We start from the raw sequence: 18,927 nt of genomic DNA on the forward strand, positions 1-18,927 counted from the left end.
AACAGTGGACGACTTTTGCTCCGCCCAATGGCAGACTTTCTCACCGCCGTTGACACGGATCTGGTAGCTAATTTAACATAATTTAGCTTACAGGCCGAATGTCTATTCAGGGGGTGGATTCACAAACGAAGTGCGAATTCTGTATCAAAACAGAGTGTTGCATGGAGGATGTTGAATGGGAAGCTGTTACCCTCACCTGAGTTTGGAAGAACGTCGTAAGATTGCCAAGTGGCGAGACGCCAAAATGCCTGTGCCAGAGATTGCGGATCGGATGGGGCGCGCTCCGTCGACGATTTATCGCGAATTGAAGCGCAATTTCTTCAGGGACAAGGAATTGCCGCAGCTGAACGGCTATCACGCGATAGCGGCACAAAACATGTATGAACGCCGCCGGGCCATCCATCGGAAGATGATCGCGTACCCGGATTTGAAGGCTGCCGTAGAGGATCGCCTAAAAGCTGGCTGGTCTCCGGAGCAGATCGCAGGTCGCATGCGCCTGGAACGCCACCCGATCCGTGTGAACCACGAGACGATCTACCGTTTTGCCGATTCCAAGGATGGGCGTGACGAGCAGTTTTACCGGCATCTCCCCGAACACCGAAGACGCCGCAGGCCACGCGGACATCGGCGGCATCACCGCACGCAGATCTTCGACAGCCAGAGCCTGTCACGAAGGCCCGAGCGCGTTGGAGAACGTACCGAGTTTGGCCATTGGGAGTGCGATCTCATAATGTTCCGCAAAGAGTATGGGAAGATCAACGTGACGTCCCTTGTCGAGCGTGTGAGCCGCTATGCGGTCGTCATGCGCAATGAAGACCGCCAGTCCAAGCCGATCATGGAAGCGTTGATCCAGGGTCTAGCCCTAAAATATGTATGTTTTCCATCGGTTCATCCTCCCTATCGCGGCGCTCATTGGGCGCTCCGGTTCGATTATTAGTCGGCGGGAGGGGCATCCAACCCATCAGCTTACCGGTCACAAGGCTGAAGCCTAAGCGCCGAGGTGCTTTAAGTAGCGCCCATCAACTTGTAACACCCTAACATCAATTGACGCCAATCGCGCTAGTCACACTTGCCTTCCCCACCAATCCACTTATGAAGTTCGATCAATTGACCTAAGGGAAAGTTTGCGATGCGCATGCGCGATACGTTCATCAAACCGATGCACCCGGAAGGTATTCGGTTTGTCGCGATCTTTGCCGCCATAACGGTCGGTCTGTTTCTCCTGTCCGACATTCTGGGCTGGATCGGCGTCGGTCTCACGGTTTGGTGCTACTATTTCTTTCGCGATCCTGAACGTGTGCCACCGACAGGAGACGGCCTGATTGTTAGCCCGGCGGACGGGGTGGTTTCGCTGATCGAAGCGGCAGTGCCGCCGAAGGAACTTGGGATGCCCGACACACCTCTCACCCGAGTCAGTGTGTTCATGAGTGTCTTTAACTGTCATGTGAACCGGACGCCCATTGAAGGTGAGATTACCGCAGTTGCTTACCGCCCTGGCAAGTTTTTCAACGCATCCCTAGACAAGGCCAGTGCCGATAACGAGCGCAACAGCCTGCGTATCCGTATGAAAGACGGTCAGGACTTGGCCGTCGTTCAGATTGCCGGCCTTGTGGCCCGGCGGATCGTCTGCTTCGTCAGACCAGGCAACGCGCTTCAAACAGGAGACCGGTTTGGATTGATCCGTTTCGGGTCTCGGTTGGATGTCTATCTTCCCGATGGCGTGGAGCCGCAGGTACGTGTCGGGCAAACGATGATTGCGGGTGAAACCATCCTTGCCGGCTTGCACAGACCCAAAGAAAAGTAGGTGGCTGGATCAGTGGCAGAACCATCCAAACAGGAAGAGACCGGGTTTGCGCTGATCCAATTGTTGCCAAATGCGCTGACCATAACAGCCATTTGCGCGGGCCTGTCTGCAATCAGATTTGGCGTTCAGGGCAACTACGTGCTCGCGGTGCAGCTCATTATTGCAGCCTGTGTGCTGGATGGGCTGGATGGCCGCATTGCCCGCCTTCTCAGCAGTGACAGCAAACTGGGGGCGGAGCTGGACTCACTTGCAGATTTCCTGAACTTCGGCGTCGCGCCACCGCTCGTTCTATATTTCTGGGCCTTGCAAGATATGCGCAGCGCGGCGTGGATTGCCGTTCTGTTTTTTGCAGTGTGCTGTGTCATGCGTCTGGCGCGGTTTAATGTGGGTGGCAAATCCGAGACCTGCGATCAGGACAATGCCTATTTCGAAGGGGTTCCGGCTCCCGCAGGGGCACTGCTGGTCATGTTGCCAATGTATATTTCCTTTGCTTTCGCGGATGCCCCTTTGCTGCCCAGCATATTGATATGCCTCTACATGGTGATCATTGGCCTTTTGCTCATCAGCCGCATTCCGACCTGGTCTTTCAAGGCCACGCGGATCTCACGCGAAAACGCGAAGTTTTTTCTCATCGGTGTCGCTGTTGTGGGGGCCGCTCTGCTGACCTTTGCCTGGGTCACGCTGATCGCGCTTTGCGGCGGGTATGTGGGAATGGTCGCCTGGGCCTGGCTGGACAAGAAAGTACCTTCAAACCATTAAGGACTCGAAATGGATATCAAAGCCGTTCAAACTTCTTATGCTCGCTGGGCACCTATCTATGACAAGACGTTTGGGGCGATTACCAATGTCGGGCGACAGCACGCGGTTGATTATATTAATAGACACCCAGGTAAGGTATTGGAGGTCGGCGTAGGCACCGGGCTGTCATTAGAAAATTACGGGCCAGAGACGCAGGTAGCAGGAATCGATTTCAGCGAGGACATGCTGCAAAAGGCGCGCGACAAAGTAAGCAATATGTCGCTAAGCCATGTTGCGGAATTGAGGCAAATGGATGCCCGCGCGCTTGATTTCCCAGACAACCATTTCGATACGGTTGCAGCGATGCATGTGCTGTCCGTCGTTCCGGAACCGGAAAAGGTGATGGCGGAAATAGCGAGGGTCTGCAAACCGGGTGGCAGAGTGGTGATCACCAACCATTTCCAACGTAAGCGGGGGCTGCTTGCATCTTTGGAACGCATATTTGCCCCGCTGGCAAATACAATCGGTTGGCATTCAGATTTCGAGATCGAAACTGTGCTGCAAGAGGATGCTCTCGCTGTCGAAGAGCAAAGGCCTCTGCCACCGCTTGGGATGATGACCTTTCTGGTTTTGAGAAAAACTGAAACCGTGTAGTACCCTCCTTCACAAAGATGTATCAAGGACGAATCTTGCCGCTGCTATAGATGGAAGTGCGACATCTGTTAAAGAAGACAAAATGGTGGATGAGATCTCGCTAGTCGAGCGCACCAAGCGTTAGCGAACGTACTCAACTGCTACCTTTTTGCCCCCAACTTCGGACGGCAGTCGCACACTCCGACGAGATAGGACATGCAAACTGGCAAATAAAATATGGAAAAACCATTTATAGAAAAACGTGTTCTTGCAGACCAGGCGAAGCTTGATCCGGAAGACTGGGACGTGTTCCGGCGGTCGGCCCACGCCATGCTTGAAGCAGCCATTGATCATATGCAACGGGCCGAAGAAGGGAGAGTGTGGACGCCATTTCCCGAGGATATGAAGGTTTCTCTGGGCGTGCCCGTTCCACAACAACCCACCGATTTAGACAAAGTTAGAGAGCAGATCGAAACCTTGCTGCCCTATGGCGTCGGCAACACCCACCCGCGTTTTTTCGGATGGGTTCATGGCAGCGGTTCGCCGGGAAACCTGATCGCTGAGATTGCAGCGTCAGCGCTCAATGCCAATCTAGGTGGACGCGATCACGGAGCAATCTACGTCGAGCGCCAGGTGGTGGAATGGTGCCGCCAGATTATGCGTTTTCCGTCGAGCGCAAGCGGGTTGATCGTGACCGGGACATCAATGGCTACTGTCATCGCCCTTAAGATTGCTCGCGACCGGGCTCTCGGCTGGCAAAGCCGTTCTGATGGAATCGGGAACACGCGGCTGGTGGGGTATACCTCAGAACAAACCCACAGCTGCGTAGCGCGGGCCTTTGACATCCTTGGGCTCGGGTCAGCTGCATTGCGTAAGGTTCCGACCGATGCAGATTATAGGTTGGATCTTAATGCGCTTGAAGCGGCTTTGGCGGCAGACAAGGCCAGTGGGCTGACGCCTTTCACCGTAATCGGTACGGCGGGTTCGGTGAACGTAGGATCGATAGATGATCTGAATACCTTGTCCGCGATCTGCGAAAAAGAAGGTCTCTGGTTTCACATTGACGGTGCCTTCGGTGCTCTTGGGATGCTCTGCGATGCGGTGAGGCCAAAGTTAGCAGGGCTCGAAAAGGCAGATTCCGTTGCTTTTGATTTCCACAAGTGGATGCATGTAAACTACGATGCCGGCTGTGTACTGATCCGGAACAAAGATGAGCATCTGCGTACGTTTTCGGAGCGCCCCGAGTACCTGAAAGGCAAGGAACGAGGACTTGCGGCAGGGCACCCCTGGCCGGTGGATTTTGGCCCCGAACTGTCGCGCGGGTTCCGGGCGCTCAAGGTTTGGACGCAAATAGTCGAGCATGGAACCACCAAGCTGGGCAATGTGGTTGAACGGAATTGCGATCAGGCAGCGTACCTCGGTGATTTGGTTAGCGCCAGCAATGCTACTGAATTGCTAGCGCCCGTCGCGCTCAACATCTGCTGTTTCCGCGTTGTTAGGGAAGGGATGGTTGAACAAGAACTCGACGCGCTTAACGAAGAAATCGTTATCCGCCTGCAAGAGGAAGGAACGGCTGCTCCTTCAACCACAATTTTACGCGGGCGAGTTGCAATCCGAGTGAACATCACCAACCATCGCACCCGCCTTCAGGATATGGACGTTCTCTTTGATCGCATCGTCACGCTAAGCGGCACGGAACCGCATCCATGAGCACCCGCCCAAGGTTGGGCGATGACTATATTTGTTTGTCGCCAGTACTATTTATGGATGTGTCGAAAACTCTGGGGTCTAGTTGACGAGCATGTGTGATCTGAGGTTTGTACTGGTCGAATAATTTTCAAACAGGTTATTTGAGCATGATCTCGTTAAAGGGCTGTCATTTCCCCAAGGATGCAGTTTTGTACGCTGTTTACTTCTATCTGCGGTACATGGTGTCCTATCGTGACTTTGAAGAGATCATGGCTGAGCGCGGTGTACGGGTTGACCTTGCCACATTGAATAGGTGGGTTGTGAAATACTCGCCGATCGTCGCAGGCCGTGCGCAATCGAAGAAACGCCCAACGCTAAGCTCCTGGCGTATGGACGAGACCTACATTTGTGTTCGCGGCAAATGGATGTACCTCTATCGGGCCGTCGACAAAGCTGGGAATACCCTTGATTTCATGCTGTCTGAGCGCAGGAATCGTCCAGAGGCAGCAAGTTTCTTTGCCAAAGCGCTGTCTTCAAATGGAATCCCGAGCAAGATCGTCATCGACAAAAGTGGGGCCAACACGGCGGGCATTCGAGAGGTGAACAAAATCCTTAATCGGTTTGGCTGCCCAGCCAAAATCCAAACGGTCAGGTCCAAGTATTTGAATAACCTGATCGAGCAGGATCATCGGTTCATCAAGCGTCGCGTGCGGCACATGTGCGGGTTTAAATCGTTCAGATCCGCTTCGGCTACTCTGGACGGTATTGAGATTGCGAACATGATCCGAAAGCAGCAGTTCTCAAGCGATACGACTTCTGGCTTTCGGCTATTCGCCGAGATCGCAGGATAGGTGTCTCCAGTAAATCGCTGACTTTGGCCGTTCCAAATGTTTGCGACACATCCATCTGAAGTCTCCGCCCTGACAGGCTTTGCTACCGTCGTGCCCTGTGGTGACACTTCAGCTTTGCAGAACCAGTGACATTTCTACTTGGTTGCAACACAAGTATCGTTCACGTCACACGCGGGCTATATCCCGAACCTGGATTGCTTATGGATGCATCTACACCTTCAGAACCATATCTGCCGAGTGACCAGTGAAACATCATATGTGATAGGAAGCATCCCCAGGAAATCGAGGATCGCGTCAACTTGACTGTTTATCGTTCGAATAGTCGAATTGGCGGCGCATTTGGTTGAGCATTCAGCTTTGAGTGGTTCCGATTCACCGTCCATCTCAACAAATACTTGATGCCTACTCAATAGATTGACACCATCCCTACCCTGCGTTCCAGTCGATGAAGTGTTGATAACAATATCGGCTGCCCGGATGTTGTCTGTACCCACTCGAAATGTCGTAGGCAGCCTCTGGTTGGACAATTTGGACACGAGGGTCTCGGCCTTCTCAACCCGACAGTCCGACACCGAGACCTCAGCCGCTCCGGCCTGCGCCACAGCATGTGCAACCGCGGCACCAGCGCGCCCACATCCGAAAATATGAATTGCTCTCTCTTTTACGATTACACCAGACCGCCAGAGTTCGCGCACCAACGCTTTGCCATCTGTCACGTCAGCAACCCAAGCCCCGTCAGCTTCGACCCGTACGATATTTGCCGACCCCACAAATCCCGCAGATTCCGAGATGTGGTCGACATACTCCAGCACAGCGGCATCATGCGGCTCCGTGATTACGAGACCCGCCCAATTGCGCAAGTGCCGAAATCCCTCGAGCACCTTGCGCAGACCGTCGGGATCGACATCTACTGGAATAAAGAGCGTGTTATGACCAAACTGTGCTGCCCGGTCGCTTAGCAAGACTGGATAGTCGGTCTCGGAGACGGGGTTGCCGAACACCGGCACAATGAGCGTCTCGCTCGAAACACTTAATAGTGTCGTTTCAGTATCCATTGTCCCCCACTGACAAGTACTGTCCTCGGAACCTGCTGTTACGGCGGCGCGATACATTTCGTCACCCCATCACAATCATTCCGTCCTTTGCATCAATCTGACTGCCGGTTTGAACGTGAATCGATTTGATCTCCACATGGCGTTTAACGTGGATTTCAATTCCCGTGTTCGTTGCTTGGATGATCAGCACAGACCGGAGTCTTTGACGCAATCTGTCACGAAGTTTGCGCCAAAACCGTCGCTTTCAATTACGATCCTTCTACATGTGGATTACGCGCCCGTACGCATCCAGCACGCTTTCGTGCATCATTTCGGATAGCGTTGGGTGCGGGAAGACGGTGTTCATCAGGTCTTCTTCCGTGGTTTCCAACTGGCGACCGACGACGTAGCCCTGGATCAGTTCCGTCACTTCTGCACCGATCATGTGGGCACCCAGCAACTCACCGGACTTGGCATCAAACACCGTTTTGATCAGACCCTCCGGTTCACCCAAAGCGATGGCCTTGCCGTTGCCAATAAAGGGGAAGCGGCCGACTTTGATGTCGTAGCCGAGCTCCTTGGCTTTCGCCTCAGTATACCCGACTGAGGCCACCTGTGGCTGACAATAGGTGCAGCCCGCGATGCTTTCGGGTTTGACCGGGTGCGCATGCTGGCCCGCGATCAGGTCGGCGACCATCACACCTTCATGGCTGGCCTTATGCGCCAACCACGGCGCACCGGCGATGTCTCCAATGGCATAAAGACCGTCTACCCCGGTCCGGCAATATTCATCGGTCACGACATGGGTGCGGTCGATTTTGACGCCCAAAGCCTCCAGCCCCAGGTTTTCGACATTGCCGACGATGCCAACAGCCGAGATTACGGTATCGAAATCATGCTTTTCGACTTTGCCGTTGCTTTCGATATGCGCTGTGACCTTGCCCTTGGCGCGATCCAACTGCTTGACCATCGCTTTTTCTTTGATGGTCATGCCCTGCTTGGTGAATGCCTTTTTTGCGAGTGCGCTGATTTCAGCATCCTCAACCGGCAGCACGCGATCCATCACTTCAACAACTGTCGTGTCCGCACCCAAGGTGTTGTAGAAGCTGGCGAATTCGATACCGATCGCGCCCGAGCCGATGACCAGCAGTTTCTTTGGCATCCGCGGCGGCTGCAGCGCGTGCTTGTAGGTCCAGACGAGATCGCCGTCGGCCTCGAGCCCCGGCAGTTCCCGCGCGCGTGCACCGGTGGCCAGAACGATATTCTTGGCCGTCAGTTCCTCAGAGCCTTTGTCGGTTTGGACGCTGACCTTGCCCTTGGCAGGGATCGTGGCCTCACTCATCACCACGGTTACTTTGTTTTTCTTTAGCAGATGCCCGATGCCGCCCGAGAGTTGCCCCGCAATCCCCCGAGAGCGCTTAACCACCGCGTCCAGATCATACCCGATCTTTTCCGCCTTCAGACCGAAATCCTTGGCGCGCTCCATCAAGTGGAAGACTTCGGACGAGCGCAGCAGCGCCTTGGTCGGAATACAGCCCCAGTTCAGACAGATACCACCGAGATGCTCACGTTCGACCACGGCCGTTTTCAGACCCAGCTGAGCTGCGCGAATAGCCGCAACATAGCCGCCCGGGCCGGCTCCGATTACGATCAGATCATAGGAATTAGACGACATCTTTGACTCCGTGAGGTCTAGGATTGAGCCGCCTAAACAGCCGTACCCAAATAGTTAGGTGAAAGATTTCAGTTTGCTATGTCGAGCGTGACCTTCACCGCCTGTGTCGGCTCTTTCCCTAACTCATACGCCTCAGCCGCCTGATCCAGATTGAACACATGAGTCTGGATTGGTGACAGGTCCAGCCCCGTCCGGCCGAGGAACCGAATGGCTCCGGGCCAGACGCCCGGCGATCCGATGCAGCCGTTTACTTTCAAGTCCTTGATCTGGATGAGGCCAAGCTCTACAGGAAATTTCTGACCGATATTGATACCGACCATGGACACCCGTCCCTCCGGGCGCGCGTAGTCAAACACATTGGCGAGCGACGACGCGTGGCCTGCGGCCTCAATCACCAGATCGGCCCCGCCATTGGTCAGTTCCTGCACTGCCTCAACAGGGTTCCCGTTGGTTGGGTCGACCGCCGCATCCGCTCCGAGTTTCAATGCCGTCTCGCGTCGCAACGGGATCGGGTCGACAACGATCACGCGCGCACCCATGCCAATCGCCGCGGCCGCTGAAACCAGACCGATTGTACCACCACCAGAAACGACGACGGTTTCGCTGGCGTTTGTGCCGCCTCCGCGCAAGACCGCATAGTAACCGCATGTGAATGGTTCGATCAGAGCGCCCTTGGCATCGTCGACCTCGTCCGGCAATTTGTGCAGCCACTCGGGTCGGGCCGTGAAATACTCCCGATCCGCGCCGTTCATCGAAAATCCGAAATGGTGAATGCGTTCTGGGGTATTGATCACGCATTCGCCAACTACGCGGTCACCCAGCGCAAACCCAGTTACGTTTTTTCCTACTTCAACAACCTCGCCGACCCACTCATGGCCCGGAACAACGGGATAGCTGATCGGAATGATGTATTGCCCAGCCAACAACTCATAGTCCGAGTGGCAAATGCCGACCTTTCGCGTTTTGACCAGAACCGTGTTGGCGTCAATCTCGGGAACGGGTTGAGATGAGACGACAAGCTTTTTGGGTTCTTCGAAAACAAGTGCTTTCATCGTTGAATTTGTCATGCAATTTCCTCGATCTTTCCACTATGGGCCGATTTGAAAACGCTCTCGAGCAGCGCGATGTTGTTGACCAGATGGTCAGATGTAATTGGGTAGGAATTCTTACCTTCGACCGCATGGGCAAAGGCGATCAGGTTGAACTTTACTGCTTCCGCTGTTGGGATTTCCTCGACTGTAATTGGCGTATCCACCAGTCCTTTGGTGACAACCCATCCGTCCGGTGCCTCGACATGAGCCTTATCGCGGATTTCGACCCAGCCCTTTGATCCGTAGACCGCAAAACGCGAGACGAATGGATTCGCCAGAGAGGCCGAGACATAAGACGTACCGCCATTTTTGAACTTTACGAAGGCCGCCACGGTGTCGCCCTGCGGTAAATCGGTAGATAGGTTTTCGCAATGGCACAGAACACTTTCCGCCTCACCGAGCAGTCGCACCGACAAGTCCAGCAGGTGAATACCGGTAGCGGTCATCCCGCCAGCTGGGGCCTGATCGGCCTTGAGGCGCCAGTTGTCTCGATCAAGTGACACGAATTTGTCGTGGCTAAAATTGGCCTCGATCTGATGGACACGCCCCAGATCTCCTGAATCTGCCATGGCAAGCAGTTCGGCCATGGCCGGTTCGAACCGACGTTCATGACCCATACCCAAAACCAAGCCCGCTTCCTCGCATAGGCGCACGGCCTTTTCAGCACCTGCTTTCGTGAGGGCCAGCGGCTTTTCACAAAAGATATGCTTTCCGGCAGCAACCGCCTGTTCGATCTGCTGCTCATGCAGAGAATGCGGCGTCGCCAGAACGACCGCCTCAACCTCTGGATCGTTGAGAGCATCCGCGTATTCCGTCGTAACAAACAGCCCCTTTTCGCGCGCGAATCTTTTCACCGCACTGAGGTTTGGTTCTACCGCGCGCACAATCTCAATCTCATCCGGCGCGGCTTGCAGGACAGAAACCATTTTCTGCCCCCACCAACCCAGTCCGATCATGGCGACTTTGACTGTCATGTTATTTCCTTTCCAATCGGAGCCGGGATAACCCGGTTTTTCACAAGCGCCTCAAAAACTTCAAAGAACGAGCGAGCACTGTTTTGATGAGAACAAAACCCGGCCTGACGGCTATTGCGCATGTCGTTGAAGCATTCGATCTCCCGACCCAGATCAGCGTCCGTGTGCCACCAAGAGGCCAGCTTGACCGCAGAATGATCCTGGAGCGCGTGTTTGCTCACAATCCGGGGCCACACTTCGCCTGCGTCCTCCATTTGGGATTCCAACGGAGTGACATGGTCGGGTGCGCCTGCATCTTCGAGCCCGAACCAGTCCGCGATACGGCCCCACATCCACTCCCACCGGAACAGATCTCCGTTCACTACGTTGTAGGCAGTGTTTGCCGCGACCGGCGTTGTCGCAGACCATTCCAGGTGTTGGGCCAGTAAGCGGGCATCAGTGATGTCTGCCACAGCATGGTACTGTGCCTTCGATCCGGGGAACAGAAACGGCCGTCCTGTTTCAGCACAGATTGACGCGTAAACGGCCAGCGTAACGGCCATGTTCATTGCATTACCAAGCGTATAGCCGATCATCGTGTGCGGGCGATGGACCGACCATGTGAAACCGCGTTTTTCGGCAGCGTCGAAAATTTCGTCTTCCTGTTCGTAGTAGAAGTTTTCACCCGGCAATCTGGGCTGATCTTCCAGAAACGGGGTGTACGGTCGACCCTGCGCATAGGCTTCGAATGGCCCCAGATAATGCTTGGTTCCGGTCACAAGGGCGACATGCTTCAATGGGGAATTTTTTAGCCCTGTCAATGTGTTGCGAACCATCGCCCGGTTCACCCTACAGTTTTCGGCCTCGGTTTCCTGTCTTGACCAAGTGCAGAAAAAGACATGGGTGACATCGGTCAGCTCAGACAGCAGCGCCACGCTTTTTGTTTCATCCGTCAAATCCGCGGCGAGGGGCATGTCGACGCCGGGCACGTCCTTTCCCCCACGGGACAAACCGTAAACATGCCAGCCTCCGGATTGGCTCAGGCGAGCTGCCAGATTGCTACCGGACAGGCCAGTAGCGCCTATGATCAAGGCTGTCCGGGTCATGTCTCTACGAGTATCTTGAGGTGTTCACCGCCCGGGTCCAACAGGGCCTCGAACCCTTTGGCGACTACATCATCCGCATCGATCCGACCAGTGATCACTTTTTCCACCGGCAGCTTTCCGGCGGCGATCAATCCCGCAAGACGAGGCCAGACATAAGTTGGATAGCACCACGTCGCTTCGACGCTGATATCCTTGAGCGCCCAAAGCATCGCATCAATGCTGGCGGGTTTCATGTGAAGCCCCACCTGAACAACCTTGCCGCCTCTGCGCACCGCGTCGACGCATGTGTTCAGCGATACTTCCAGTCCAACACATTCCAGCGCGACGTCGACGCCAACATGGTCCTCGGTCAGATCTCTGGCGACATCGCCCGCCTTTTCGGCTACCGGATCAACAACGATCACAGCGGGATCGATCTGTTGGATGATCCGCCGCCGGTTGGGGTTCGGTTCAGAGACGATGATCAGGCTTGCTCCGGCAGCCCGCGCACAAATCACCGTCAAGGCACCGATCGGACCGGCGCCCGAAATCAACACGGTGGATCCCGCGCCGATCTGGCCGCGATCAACCCCATACATAGCGACCGCAGCAGGCTCGATCATGGCGGCTTGATCATCAGACACCGCATCCGGCACAGGCTGTGCGCAATAGCCCGGCAGCACCGCCTGTTCGGCCATACCACCCCAGGCCCAACTGAGGCCGACACATGCCATTTTGTCACTCAGATGGTATTGACCACGCCGACCAAAATAGTCGTCCCGAGGCGAAATCAGTGGCTGAGCGGAAATCCTGTCTCCGGGTTTCACGTGGCTGACATTGCTACCGACCGCCTCGACCACTGCGACGAATTCGTGGCCCAGAATCTGAGGGTTCGTGGCCCCTGTAAACACATGCGGTGTTTCCGGGGTCACGATGGGGCCTGCGATGTATTCGTGCAAATCGGTTCCACAAATCCCGCAGGCCCCTGGTCGCACCAGCACTTCGTCAGCGGCCAGATTGCTGTCGGGCGCGGGCACCTCTTCTACGCGGATATCCTTGGCGTTATGAAAGCGGACGGCACGCATATCTTGTCTCCTTATTGCGCTGTATAGCCGCCATCTACGGCCAGGCTTGCTCCTGTCACAAAGCGGGCCTCGTCTGAGGCGAGGAACAAAACACAGTTGGCCACATCAACCGGCTCTCCCAGACAGAGTGGATGAAGCTTGCCCATCATGTCGAGGTAAGCTTGTTTGCCTTCGGGATAGGTTTCCGCCGCCTGCATAAAGATTTCGGTCATGGTCGAGCCGGGATGCACAGTGTTCACCCGGATGCCATGGCGCGCGTAACACATCGCGTCGGTTTTGGTCATCGACAGGATTGCGCCTTTGGTAGCGTGATATGGTGGCAAGTCGTCGTTGCCGATCAGGCCGTAGATCGACGAGAAATTGACGATTGCGCCCTTCTTTTGCTCCATCATCGGCCGAACACCGTACTTGGTGCACAGGAACGAGCCTTTGACGTTCACATCAAAGACCTTATCCCATTCTTCGGCTTCGACCTCATGAGCAAATTTGTTCACGCCGGTGATCGCCGCGCAGTTCACCAAAATGTCGAGCCGTCCATGCTTGGCAATCACCTCATCAATCGCCGCTTGCACGTTCTCTTCGTTGGTGACATCAACCTTGATGAAATCAACATCCAAACCCCTGCTCTGTAGTTTTTCGGCATGGGCCAGCCCGGCCTCTTCGATCACATCAAAGATCGTGACCTTTGCGCCTTCTTCAGCCAGTCGCTTTACCGTGGCTCCACCGATCCCGCGCGAGCCACCAGTAACGATGGCGATCTGGTCTTGTGTACGTCCCATTGTCATTGTCCTTCTATTCAGATCAGAACCATGCCGCCGTCGATCATGACGGTTTGGCCGGTCATGTAGTCAGAGGCTGAGGAGGCCAGGAACGTCGTCGTTCCCACGATATCGGCTGGAATCGCAGCATGACCCAACAGAATGGATTCCGAGAACCCGTCGATCGCCTCATTTTCTTTTTCGGTGACGCCCCGTTCGATGAACTCGCGGTCCAGCTGCTCCCACAGCTCGGTTTTGACGACCCCGGGTCCAAATGCATTCACCGTGATTTTGTGCTCGGCTAGAGCGCGTGCCGCGGCCTGAGTGAGCGCGGCGACCGCAAATTTCGAGGCACAGTAGTGGGCAAAGAGCGGATAGCCCTGTTTCGCGGCGATCGATGCCGTATTGATGATCTTGCCCGGTGTACCCTGCGCGATGAATTGCCGTGCCGCTTCCTGTGTACCGATCAACACACCCTTGCCGTTCACATCCATGATGCGCTGCCAGTCGTCCTCGACGATTTCCATGAACGGGCAGGTCTGGCTGATCCCGGCATTGTTGAAGATGACGTCAAGCTTACCGAATGTCGCCACTGCTGCGCCGATCATCGCGCGGGTGGATGCCCGGTCGGCCACATTGACGCCGACACCTATGGCCCCATGACCAATCTTGGCGGCTACCTCTTTCGCGGCCTCTTCGTTTAGATCCGCAACGCAGATCTGTGCGCCTTTCTCAGCCAGGTCCTTTGCGATCCCGGCTCCTATTCCCCGACCTGCGCCGGTCACGATGATCGATTTACCTGTAACGTCGTTACCCATGTCTTCCTCCTGGCGCTTTAAGCGCCGCGTTTAACGTAGAAGGCGGCCGCGATGACGATCACGATGCCTTTGATGATGATCTGAAACTGAACCGGCATTCCGAACAGCAGAACTGCGTTGAACACGACGATCAGGATTGCGGCACCAACCAGGCCGCCCAGAATGCTGCCGCGTCCGCCGGACAGGGCAATGCCTCCCATGACGGCTGCCACGATGGAGTCCAGTTCGAACCCGCGGCCAACCCAGTTGTCCACGATGCCGACGAACCCTGACAGGACCAGTCCGGCAATGGCAGCAAGGCCACCCGAAATAACATAGCAGATGATGGTGACCTGATCCGCGTTGATTCCGACCAGTTGCGCGACCTTGGGGTTGCCGCCGGTGATATATACCTGCCGGCCAAAGGCCGCCTTATGTAGCACGACCGAGAAGATGACGGCGAGGATCGCCAGAATGACCACGTTGTACGGCAGCCCATAGAAGGTCTCGGCACCAATGATCCGGAAGAAATGCGGTACATTCCCGGATGGTGCGCCTTGCGTGTAGGCAAAACGTAACCCTTGCAAAACGATCATGGTCGCAAGCGTGGCAAGAAACGGGGATACGTCGCGCTTGGTAACCAACAGGCCATTGATCAAGCCGGTGCACAGCCCGATACCCAATGCGATCAGGATGATGGGTATGACATCCCCGGGCTGGCCGTTGAATGCCGTGGCAACAACGGCTGCTGTCGCCATGATAGAGGCCACTGACAGGTCCAGACCGCGCACAAGGATCACAAAAGCCTGACCAATCACGACGATACCAAGCGGCGCCGCTTGCAAAAGCATGTTCGAGATGTTGTTGCCCGACAGAAAGGCCGGAGACACAATGCCCGACACTACGATCAGGGCGACAAGCGCCAGATGAATACCGTAGCGGGCGCCAAGTTCCTTTATTGCCCTGGATTTCTGGTTTGTGGTCGACATTTCAGCGTTCACGGCTTGTTGCATCACACAGCCCTCTTTTTCTCGACATAAACGGACACGGCCAGAATGATGATCAGACCCTGGATGATAAGCTGATAGTGCGTGGAAATATCCATGAAATTCAGCAGGTTATTCAAAAGCGAGATCAGGTAGACTCCGAACAGAGTCCCGATGACACCACCGCGACCTCCGGTCAGAAGGGTGCCTCCGACCACCACCGGAGTGATCGACGCAAGCGTGTAGTTTTGCCCGGTGTAGACATTGCCTACCCCGAACCGACCAACAAGGTAGATCGCAGTCAGTGCGCAACAGAAGCCGGAAAACGCATAGACAAAGACAAGCACGCGCTTGCGTGGAAGTCCCATCAGGCGGGCACCGGCCTCATCGTCGCCAACTGCATAGATAAACCGGCCAAACGGAACATACCGAAGGAACAGAGCCACCAGAATGAACAGGACGATCGTGAAGACCGCACCGACTGGCAGCCCAGCAACTCGGCCATAGGCTACAAAGTCGAACTCAAATGGAACCGAGCCTGCCGGTCCCAAAGTATACAGAAGAGTAACTCCCTGCAGCAGTGCACCCATGCCAAGTGTGACGATCAAAGGATGCACTTTCAGCCAGATTACGGTCAGGCCGTTCAGACTTCCGATGGCTGCGCCCAGTACCATGATGCCCAGACACACAGGCAGGACCCGCGCCGCTTCGCCGTCAATCGTGCCGGACAGAAGTACGCTGAGCAGGCTGATCATGGAGCCAACCGACAGGTCAATCCCTGCGGTCAGCACCGCCATTGTTTGCCCAAGGCTAACCAGTGCCAGCCCGGTCGATTGTTCAAACACGTTCAATATGTTCGAGGCAGAGCTGAACCTGTCGGAAATAAACGCGCCAAACAGTAAAAGCAGGACCAACAATCCAATGACAACCAACAGGCCAGACTGACGTTTGGTGAAAAAGTTGTAAGAGCGATAAGCAAGTTCCGTCATGTTTCGTCCTCCCTCACGCTGCTTCCTGCTGGGTTGCCAGCTGCATGATTGCTTCTTCTGAGAGTTCCTCTTTCGATAACTCTCCGGTGACGATGCCTTCTCGCATCACAACGACCCGGTCCGACATTCCGACAACTTCGGGCAGCTCGGATGAGATCATCAGGATCGCGATCCCCTTGGCCGCCAGTTCCCGCATAATCCGGTAAATCTCGGTTTTTGCACCGACATCGACACCCCGAGTAGGTTCATCCAGGATCAGGACCTTGGAGCAAGTGCGCGCCCAACGCGCGACGATGACCTTTTGCTGGTTGCCGCCTGACATCGTTGCTACCGGGTTGCGCGGCCCGCGACAGGCAATCTGATACTCTTCGATTTCCTGTTCCGCGATTTTGAATTCTTTGGTGAAATTGATGAGACCGGATTGTGTGACCGAACCCAAATCAGAGGCCGTCACATTCGCGGCGACATCCAGTTGCATTGCCAGCCCCTGCCCTTTGCGATCCTCGGTCACGAGACCGATGCCCATTTTAATCGCCAATGCAGGATTCATCTGAGAATAGGTTTCGCCGTCGATCTCAACGGTCCCGGACTTGAGAGGCAGACCACCAAAGATGCCCATCGCCAACTCCGTACGCCCGGCACCAACCATCCCGGCCAACGCGGTGATCTCACCAGCTCTCAGTTCGATACTGGCATTGTGAACCCGCCCATTCACTGAAATGTTCTGAGCACGCAGAACAACGTCACCGGCAGGCGCATCGTCTTCCTTGATAGGGAACAGTTCGGACATATCACGGCCAACCATCAAGGCGATCAGTTGGTCCCGGTCGATCTCGTCGATTTTCTTACTGTCCACGAACTGACCGTCTTTCAGAACGGTGACCCGGTCGCAGATCTCAAAGATTTCTTCCAAACGGTGCGAAATATAGATGATGGCCACGCCATCCGCTTTTAAAGCCTCGAGACGTTTGAACAGCAGCTCAACCTCGTGACCCGAGATCACGGCAGTTGGTTCGTCCAGGATAAGCAATTTAACCTTGTGAACCATCGCCTTGGCAATTTCGACCATCTGTTGGTCAGCGACCGTCAGTTCGGACACAAGCTGATCGGGGTCGATGTCGACGCCAAGGCGTTGCAAAAGCTCACGCGCGTCCCGGCGTGTCTGCGCATAATCAATCAGACCCAGCCCATTCCGGCGTTCATTTCCCAAAAAGATGTTCTCGGCGACCGAGAGATGCGGGAATAGAACAAATTCCTGATAGATGACATGAATTCCGGCGTCTTTGGCATCGCCTGGCGCGGTCCAGTGAATGATTTCCCCGTCGAACTCGATCTGACCTTCATCGGGCTGGTAAACCCCGGCAATCGTTTTGGTCAGCGTCGACTTGCCGGCCCCGTTTTCACCGAGCAGCCCGTGGATCTCACCGGCACGGACATCAAGATCGACTTGGTCCAACGCTTTAACGCCCGGGAATGATTTGGATATGGAAGTGAGTGTCAGCATGTCTGGCCTCAGCTGTGGGTTGGACAGGGTCCTTCAGGACCCCGTCCGGTTTGAGTGGTTAAGGCTTACTTGGGATAGTCGACGGAGTAGGTCGTCGGGTCATAGTCCTGCCCCATACCGCCGGTAACCAGCATGTCCGGTGCGCCGTTCGGCACGACAAGGTCGGTCAGACGCAGGTTGGTTTGAATAGAAGGCGTATTGTGACCTTCGGACACGGCGATCTGAGCGTTGATTTCATAGATGCAAGGCACCGGTGCACCAGCCAGAACGTCCAGTGCGACACCGACCGAAATTCCGCCCATCGCCGGAGGATAACCGACCTCAAGCATCGGGATGCCGTGTTCGATCGCCATTTGCAGCGGCCCGTTCACATCCGCTGTAGTATGTGGGGGAATATTTTCGGGTGCCCACCCCGCTTCGAGGAACGCCTCGACCGAGCCCGGCGTTTGCAGACCATGCGCAGACCACACGGCATGTATGTCATCACCGTACTTGGCAATCATGCCCTGCATGACCTGTTTGCCCTTCACAGGCGACCAGTCGGAGTAGACAGTTTCCAGAATATTGATGCCAGGATACTGCGCGAACACTTCACGCGCGGGTTTTTCGCGGTTTTCCGAAGGGCTGGATCCGGCCTGGCCGGCCAGCATCACAACATTCCCTTCACCATCCAACTTTTCCACAATCCACTGTGCAAAGAGCCGTCCCATCATCGCGTCCGACGCGGTTACGAAGGTCACGAAATTGTCCGAGGCAATCCGGCGATCCATCATGACCACAGGGATTCCGCGCTGCATGGCGCGGGAAACGGCGGGGTCCAAAGCCTGTTGTGTGTTTGCAGAAACGATCAGCAGATCCACACCCCGAGAAATCAGATCCTGAATATCAGCGACCTGTTTTGCATCGTCATGTCCAGCGTCAGTGATGATAAGTTTTTCGATCTGATCACTATGCTCGGCGGCGGCAGTCATGACCGAGTGCTGCATGACGACGCGCCAGCTGTCCCCAAGACCGGCGTTCGAGAACCCGATCGTGTAGGGACCTTCCTTTTTATACTGCGAGGTATCGTTGAAACATACCTCAACATCGGGATTGTACAGATATGTGCGCGGCGCGCCGGTATAGACTTCGGCTGCGACTGCGGTTGCGGCGATAGAAGCCACGGCCATCGCCGCCGCAATTTTAAAGGTTCTCATCGGGTTCTCCTCCAACTTCAGACGTGCCGGGCCGCAATTTTGAAGCCCTCCCCATTCCG

Annotated in this window: 17 protein-coding genes and 1 pseudogene; 6 read left to right on the forward strand and 12 right to left on the reverse strand. The window is 55.3% G+C overall.

The genetic code is table 11. The features are described from left to right. Positions 1-175: 175 nt before the first annotated feature. From GOW93_RS15400 to GOW93_RS15425, 6 genes and pseudogenes are all read left to right on the forward strand, one after another. Positions 176-862: pseudogene (locus GOW93_RS15400) on the forward strand (IS30 family transposase); the annotation flags it as partial. A gap of 267 nt (positions 863-1,129) precedes the next feature. Continuing rightward, the gene (locus GOW93_RS15405; RefSeq protein WP_170386170.1) at positions 1,130-1,804 is read left to right on the forward strand and encodes a phosphatidylserine decarboxylase; all 675 of its coding nucleotides are present in this window, start codon (positions 1,130-1,132) and stop codon (positions 1,802-1,804) included. A 12-nt stretch (positions 1,805-1,816) separates the two neighbouring features. Beyond that, the gene (gene pssA / locus GOW93_RS15410) at positions 1,817-2,563 is read left to right on the forward strand and encodes a CDP-diacylglycerol--serine O-phosphatidyltransferase (RefSeq protein ID WP_170386173.1); all 747 of its coding nucleotides are present in this window, start codon (positions 1,817-1,819) and stop codon (positions 2,561-2,563) included. Between the two features lie 9 nt (positions 2,564-2,572). Beyond that, positions 2,573-3,196 carry a class I SAM-dependent methyltransferase gene (locus GOW93_RS15415; RefSeq protein ID WP_170386176.1) on the forward strand — a complete coding sequence of 208 codons (624 nt, stop codon included), beginning with the start codon at positions 2,573-2,575 and terminating at the stop codon, positions 3,194-3,196. A gap of 216 nt (positions 3,197-3,412) precedes the next feature. Beyond that, positions 3,413-4,885, forward strand: a complete 1,473-nt coding sequence (locus GOW93_RS15420; RefSeq protein ID WP_170386179.1) for a pyridoxal phosphate-dependent decarboxylase family protein — start codon at positions 3,413-3,415, stop codon at positions 4,883-4,885. 146 nt (positions 4,886-5,031) lie between these two features. Next, positions 5,032-5,715, forward strand: coding sequence for an IS6 family transposase (locus GOW93_RS15425; protein WP_170386182.1), 684 nt, complete (start codon positions 5,032-5,034; stop codon positions 5,713-5,715). A gap of 218 nt (positions 5,716-5,933) precedes the next feature. Here the strand turns inward: GOW93_RS15425 and GOW93_RS15430 are convergent, their stop codons facing one another. The 12 genes from GOW93_RS15430 to GOW93_RS15485 form a co-directional block, all read right to left on the reverse strand. Beyond that, positions 5,934-6,770, reverse strand: coding sequence for a shikimate dehydrogenase family protein (locus GOW93_RS15430; protein ID WP_170386185.1), 837 nt, complete (start codon positions 6,768-6,770; stop codon positions 5,934-5,936). A 259-nt stretch (positions 6,771-7,029) separates the two neighbouring features. Beyond that, positions 7,030-8,424, reverse strand: coding sequence for a dihydrolipoyl dehydrogenase (gene lpdA / locus GOW93_RS15435; RefSeq protein ID WP_170386188.1), 1,395 nt, complete (start codon positions 8,422-8,424; stop codon positions 7,030-7,032). A 68-nt stretch (positions 8,425-8,492) separates the two neighbouring features. Then, a complete protein-coding gene (locus tag GOW93_RS15440) occupies positions 8,493-9,491 on the reverse strand; it encodes a zinc-dependent alcohol dehydrogenase (RefSeq protein WP_217354794.1) in 999 nt (332 codons plus the stop codon). Next, positions 9,488-10,489, reverse strand: a complete 1,002-nt coding sequence (locus GOW93_RS15445) for a Gfo/Idh/MocA family protein (protein WP_170386191.1) — start codon at positions 10,487-10,489, stop codon at positions 9,488-9,490. The genes GOW93_RS15440 and GOW93_RS15445 overlap by 4 nt, the downstream gene beginning before the upstream one ends. After that, positions 10,486-11,574, reverse strand: a complete 1,089-nt coding sequence (locus tag GOW93_RS15450) for an SDR family oxidoreductase (protein WP_170386194.1) — start codon at positions 11,572-11,574, stop codon at positions 10,486-10,488. Before GOW93_RS15450 ends, GOW93_RS15445 begins: the two co-directional genes overlap by 4 nt. After that, positions 11,571-12,638 carry a 2,3-butanediol dehydrogenase gene (locus GOW93_RS15455; RefSeq protein ID WP_170386197.1) on the reverse strand — a complete coding sequence of 356 codons (1,068 nt, stop codon included), beginning with the start codon at positions 12,636-12,638 and terminating at the stop codon, positions 11,571-11,573. Before GOW93_RS15455 ends, GOW93_RS15450 begins: the two co-directional genes overlap by 4 nt. Positions 12,639-12,649: 11 nt before the next feature. After that, a complete protein-coding gene (locus GOW93_RS15460) occupies positions 12,650-13,417 on the reverse strand; it encodes an SDR family NAD(P)-dependent oxidoreductase (RefSeq protein ID WP_170386200.1) in 768 nt (255 codons plus the stop codon). A 17-nt stretch (positions 13,418-13,434) separates the two neighbouring features. Next, positions 13,435-14,214: a glucose 1-dehydrogenase gene (locus GOW93_RS15465; RefSeq protein WP_170386203.1), complete on the reverse strand. Its 780-nt coding sequence runs from the start codon at positions 14,212-14,214 to the stop codon at positions 13,435-13,437. Positions 14,215-14,231: 17 nt separating this feature from the next. Next, on the reverse strand, positions 14,232-15,206 hold the full coding sequence (locus GOW93_RS15470) for an ABC transporter permease (RefSeq protein WP_217354795.1): 975 nt from the start codon (positions 15,204-15,206) through the stop codon (positions 14,232-14,234). Then, the gene (locus GOW93_RS15475) at positions 15,206-16,168 is read right to left on the reverse strand and encodes an ABC transporter permease (RefSeq protein WP_170386206.1); all 963 of its coding nucleotides are present in this window, start codon (positions 16,166-16,168) and stop codon (positions 15,206-15,208) included. Before GOW93_RS15475 ends, GOW93_RS15470 begins: the two co-directional genes overlap by 1 nt. 13 nt (positions 16,169-16,181) lie before the next feature. Continuing rightward, the gene (locus tag GOW93_RS15480) at positions 16,182-17,672 is read right to left on the reverse strand and encodes a sugar ABC transporter ATP-binding protein (RefSeq protein ID WP_170386209.1); all 1,491 of its coding nucleotides are present in this window, start codon (positions 17,670-17,672) and stop codon (positions 16,182-16,184) included. Between the two features lie 65 nt (positions 17,673-17,737). Continuing rightward, entirely contained in the window at positions 17,738-18,868 is a 1,131-nt protein-coding gene (locus GOW93_RS15485) for an ABC transporter substrate-binding protein (protein WP_170386212.1), read from the reverse strand. Positions 18,869-18,927: the final 59 nt, after the last annotated feature.

The organism is Ruegeria atlantica, assembly GCF_013032455.1.
GTDB lineage: Bacteria > Pseudomonadota > Alphaproteobacteria > Rhodobacterales > Rhodobacteraceae > Ruegeria > Ruegeria atlantica_B.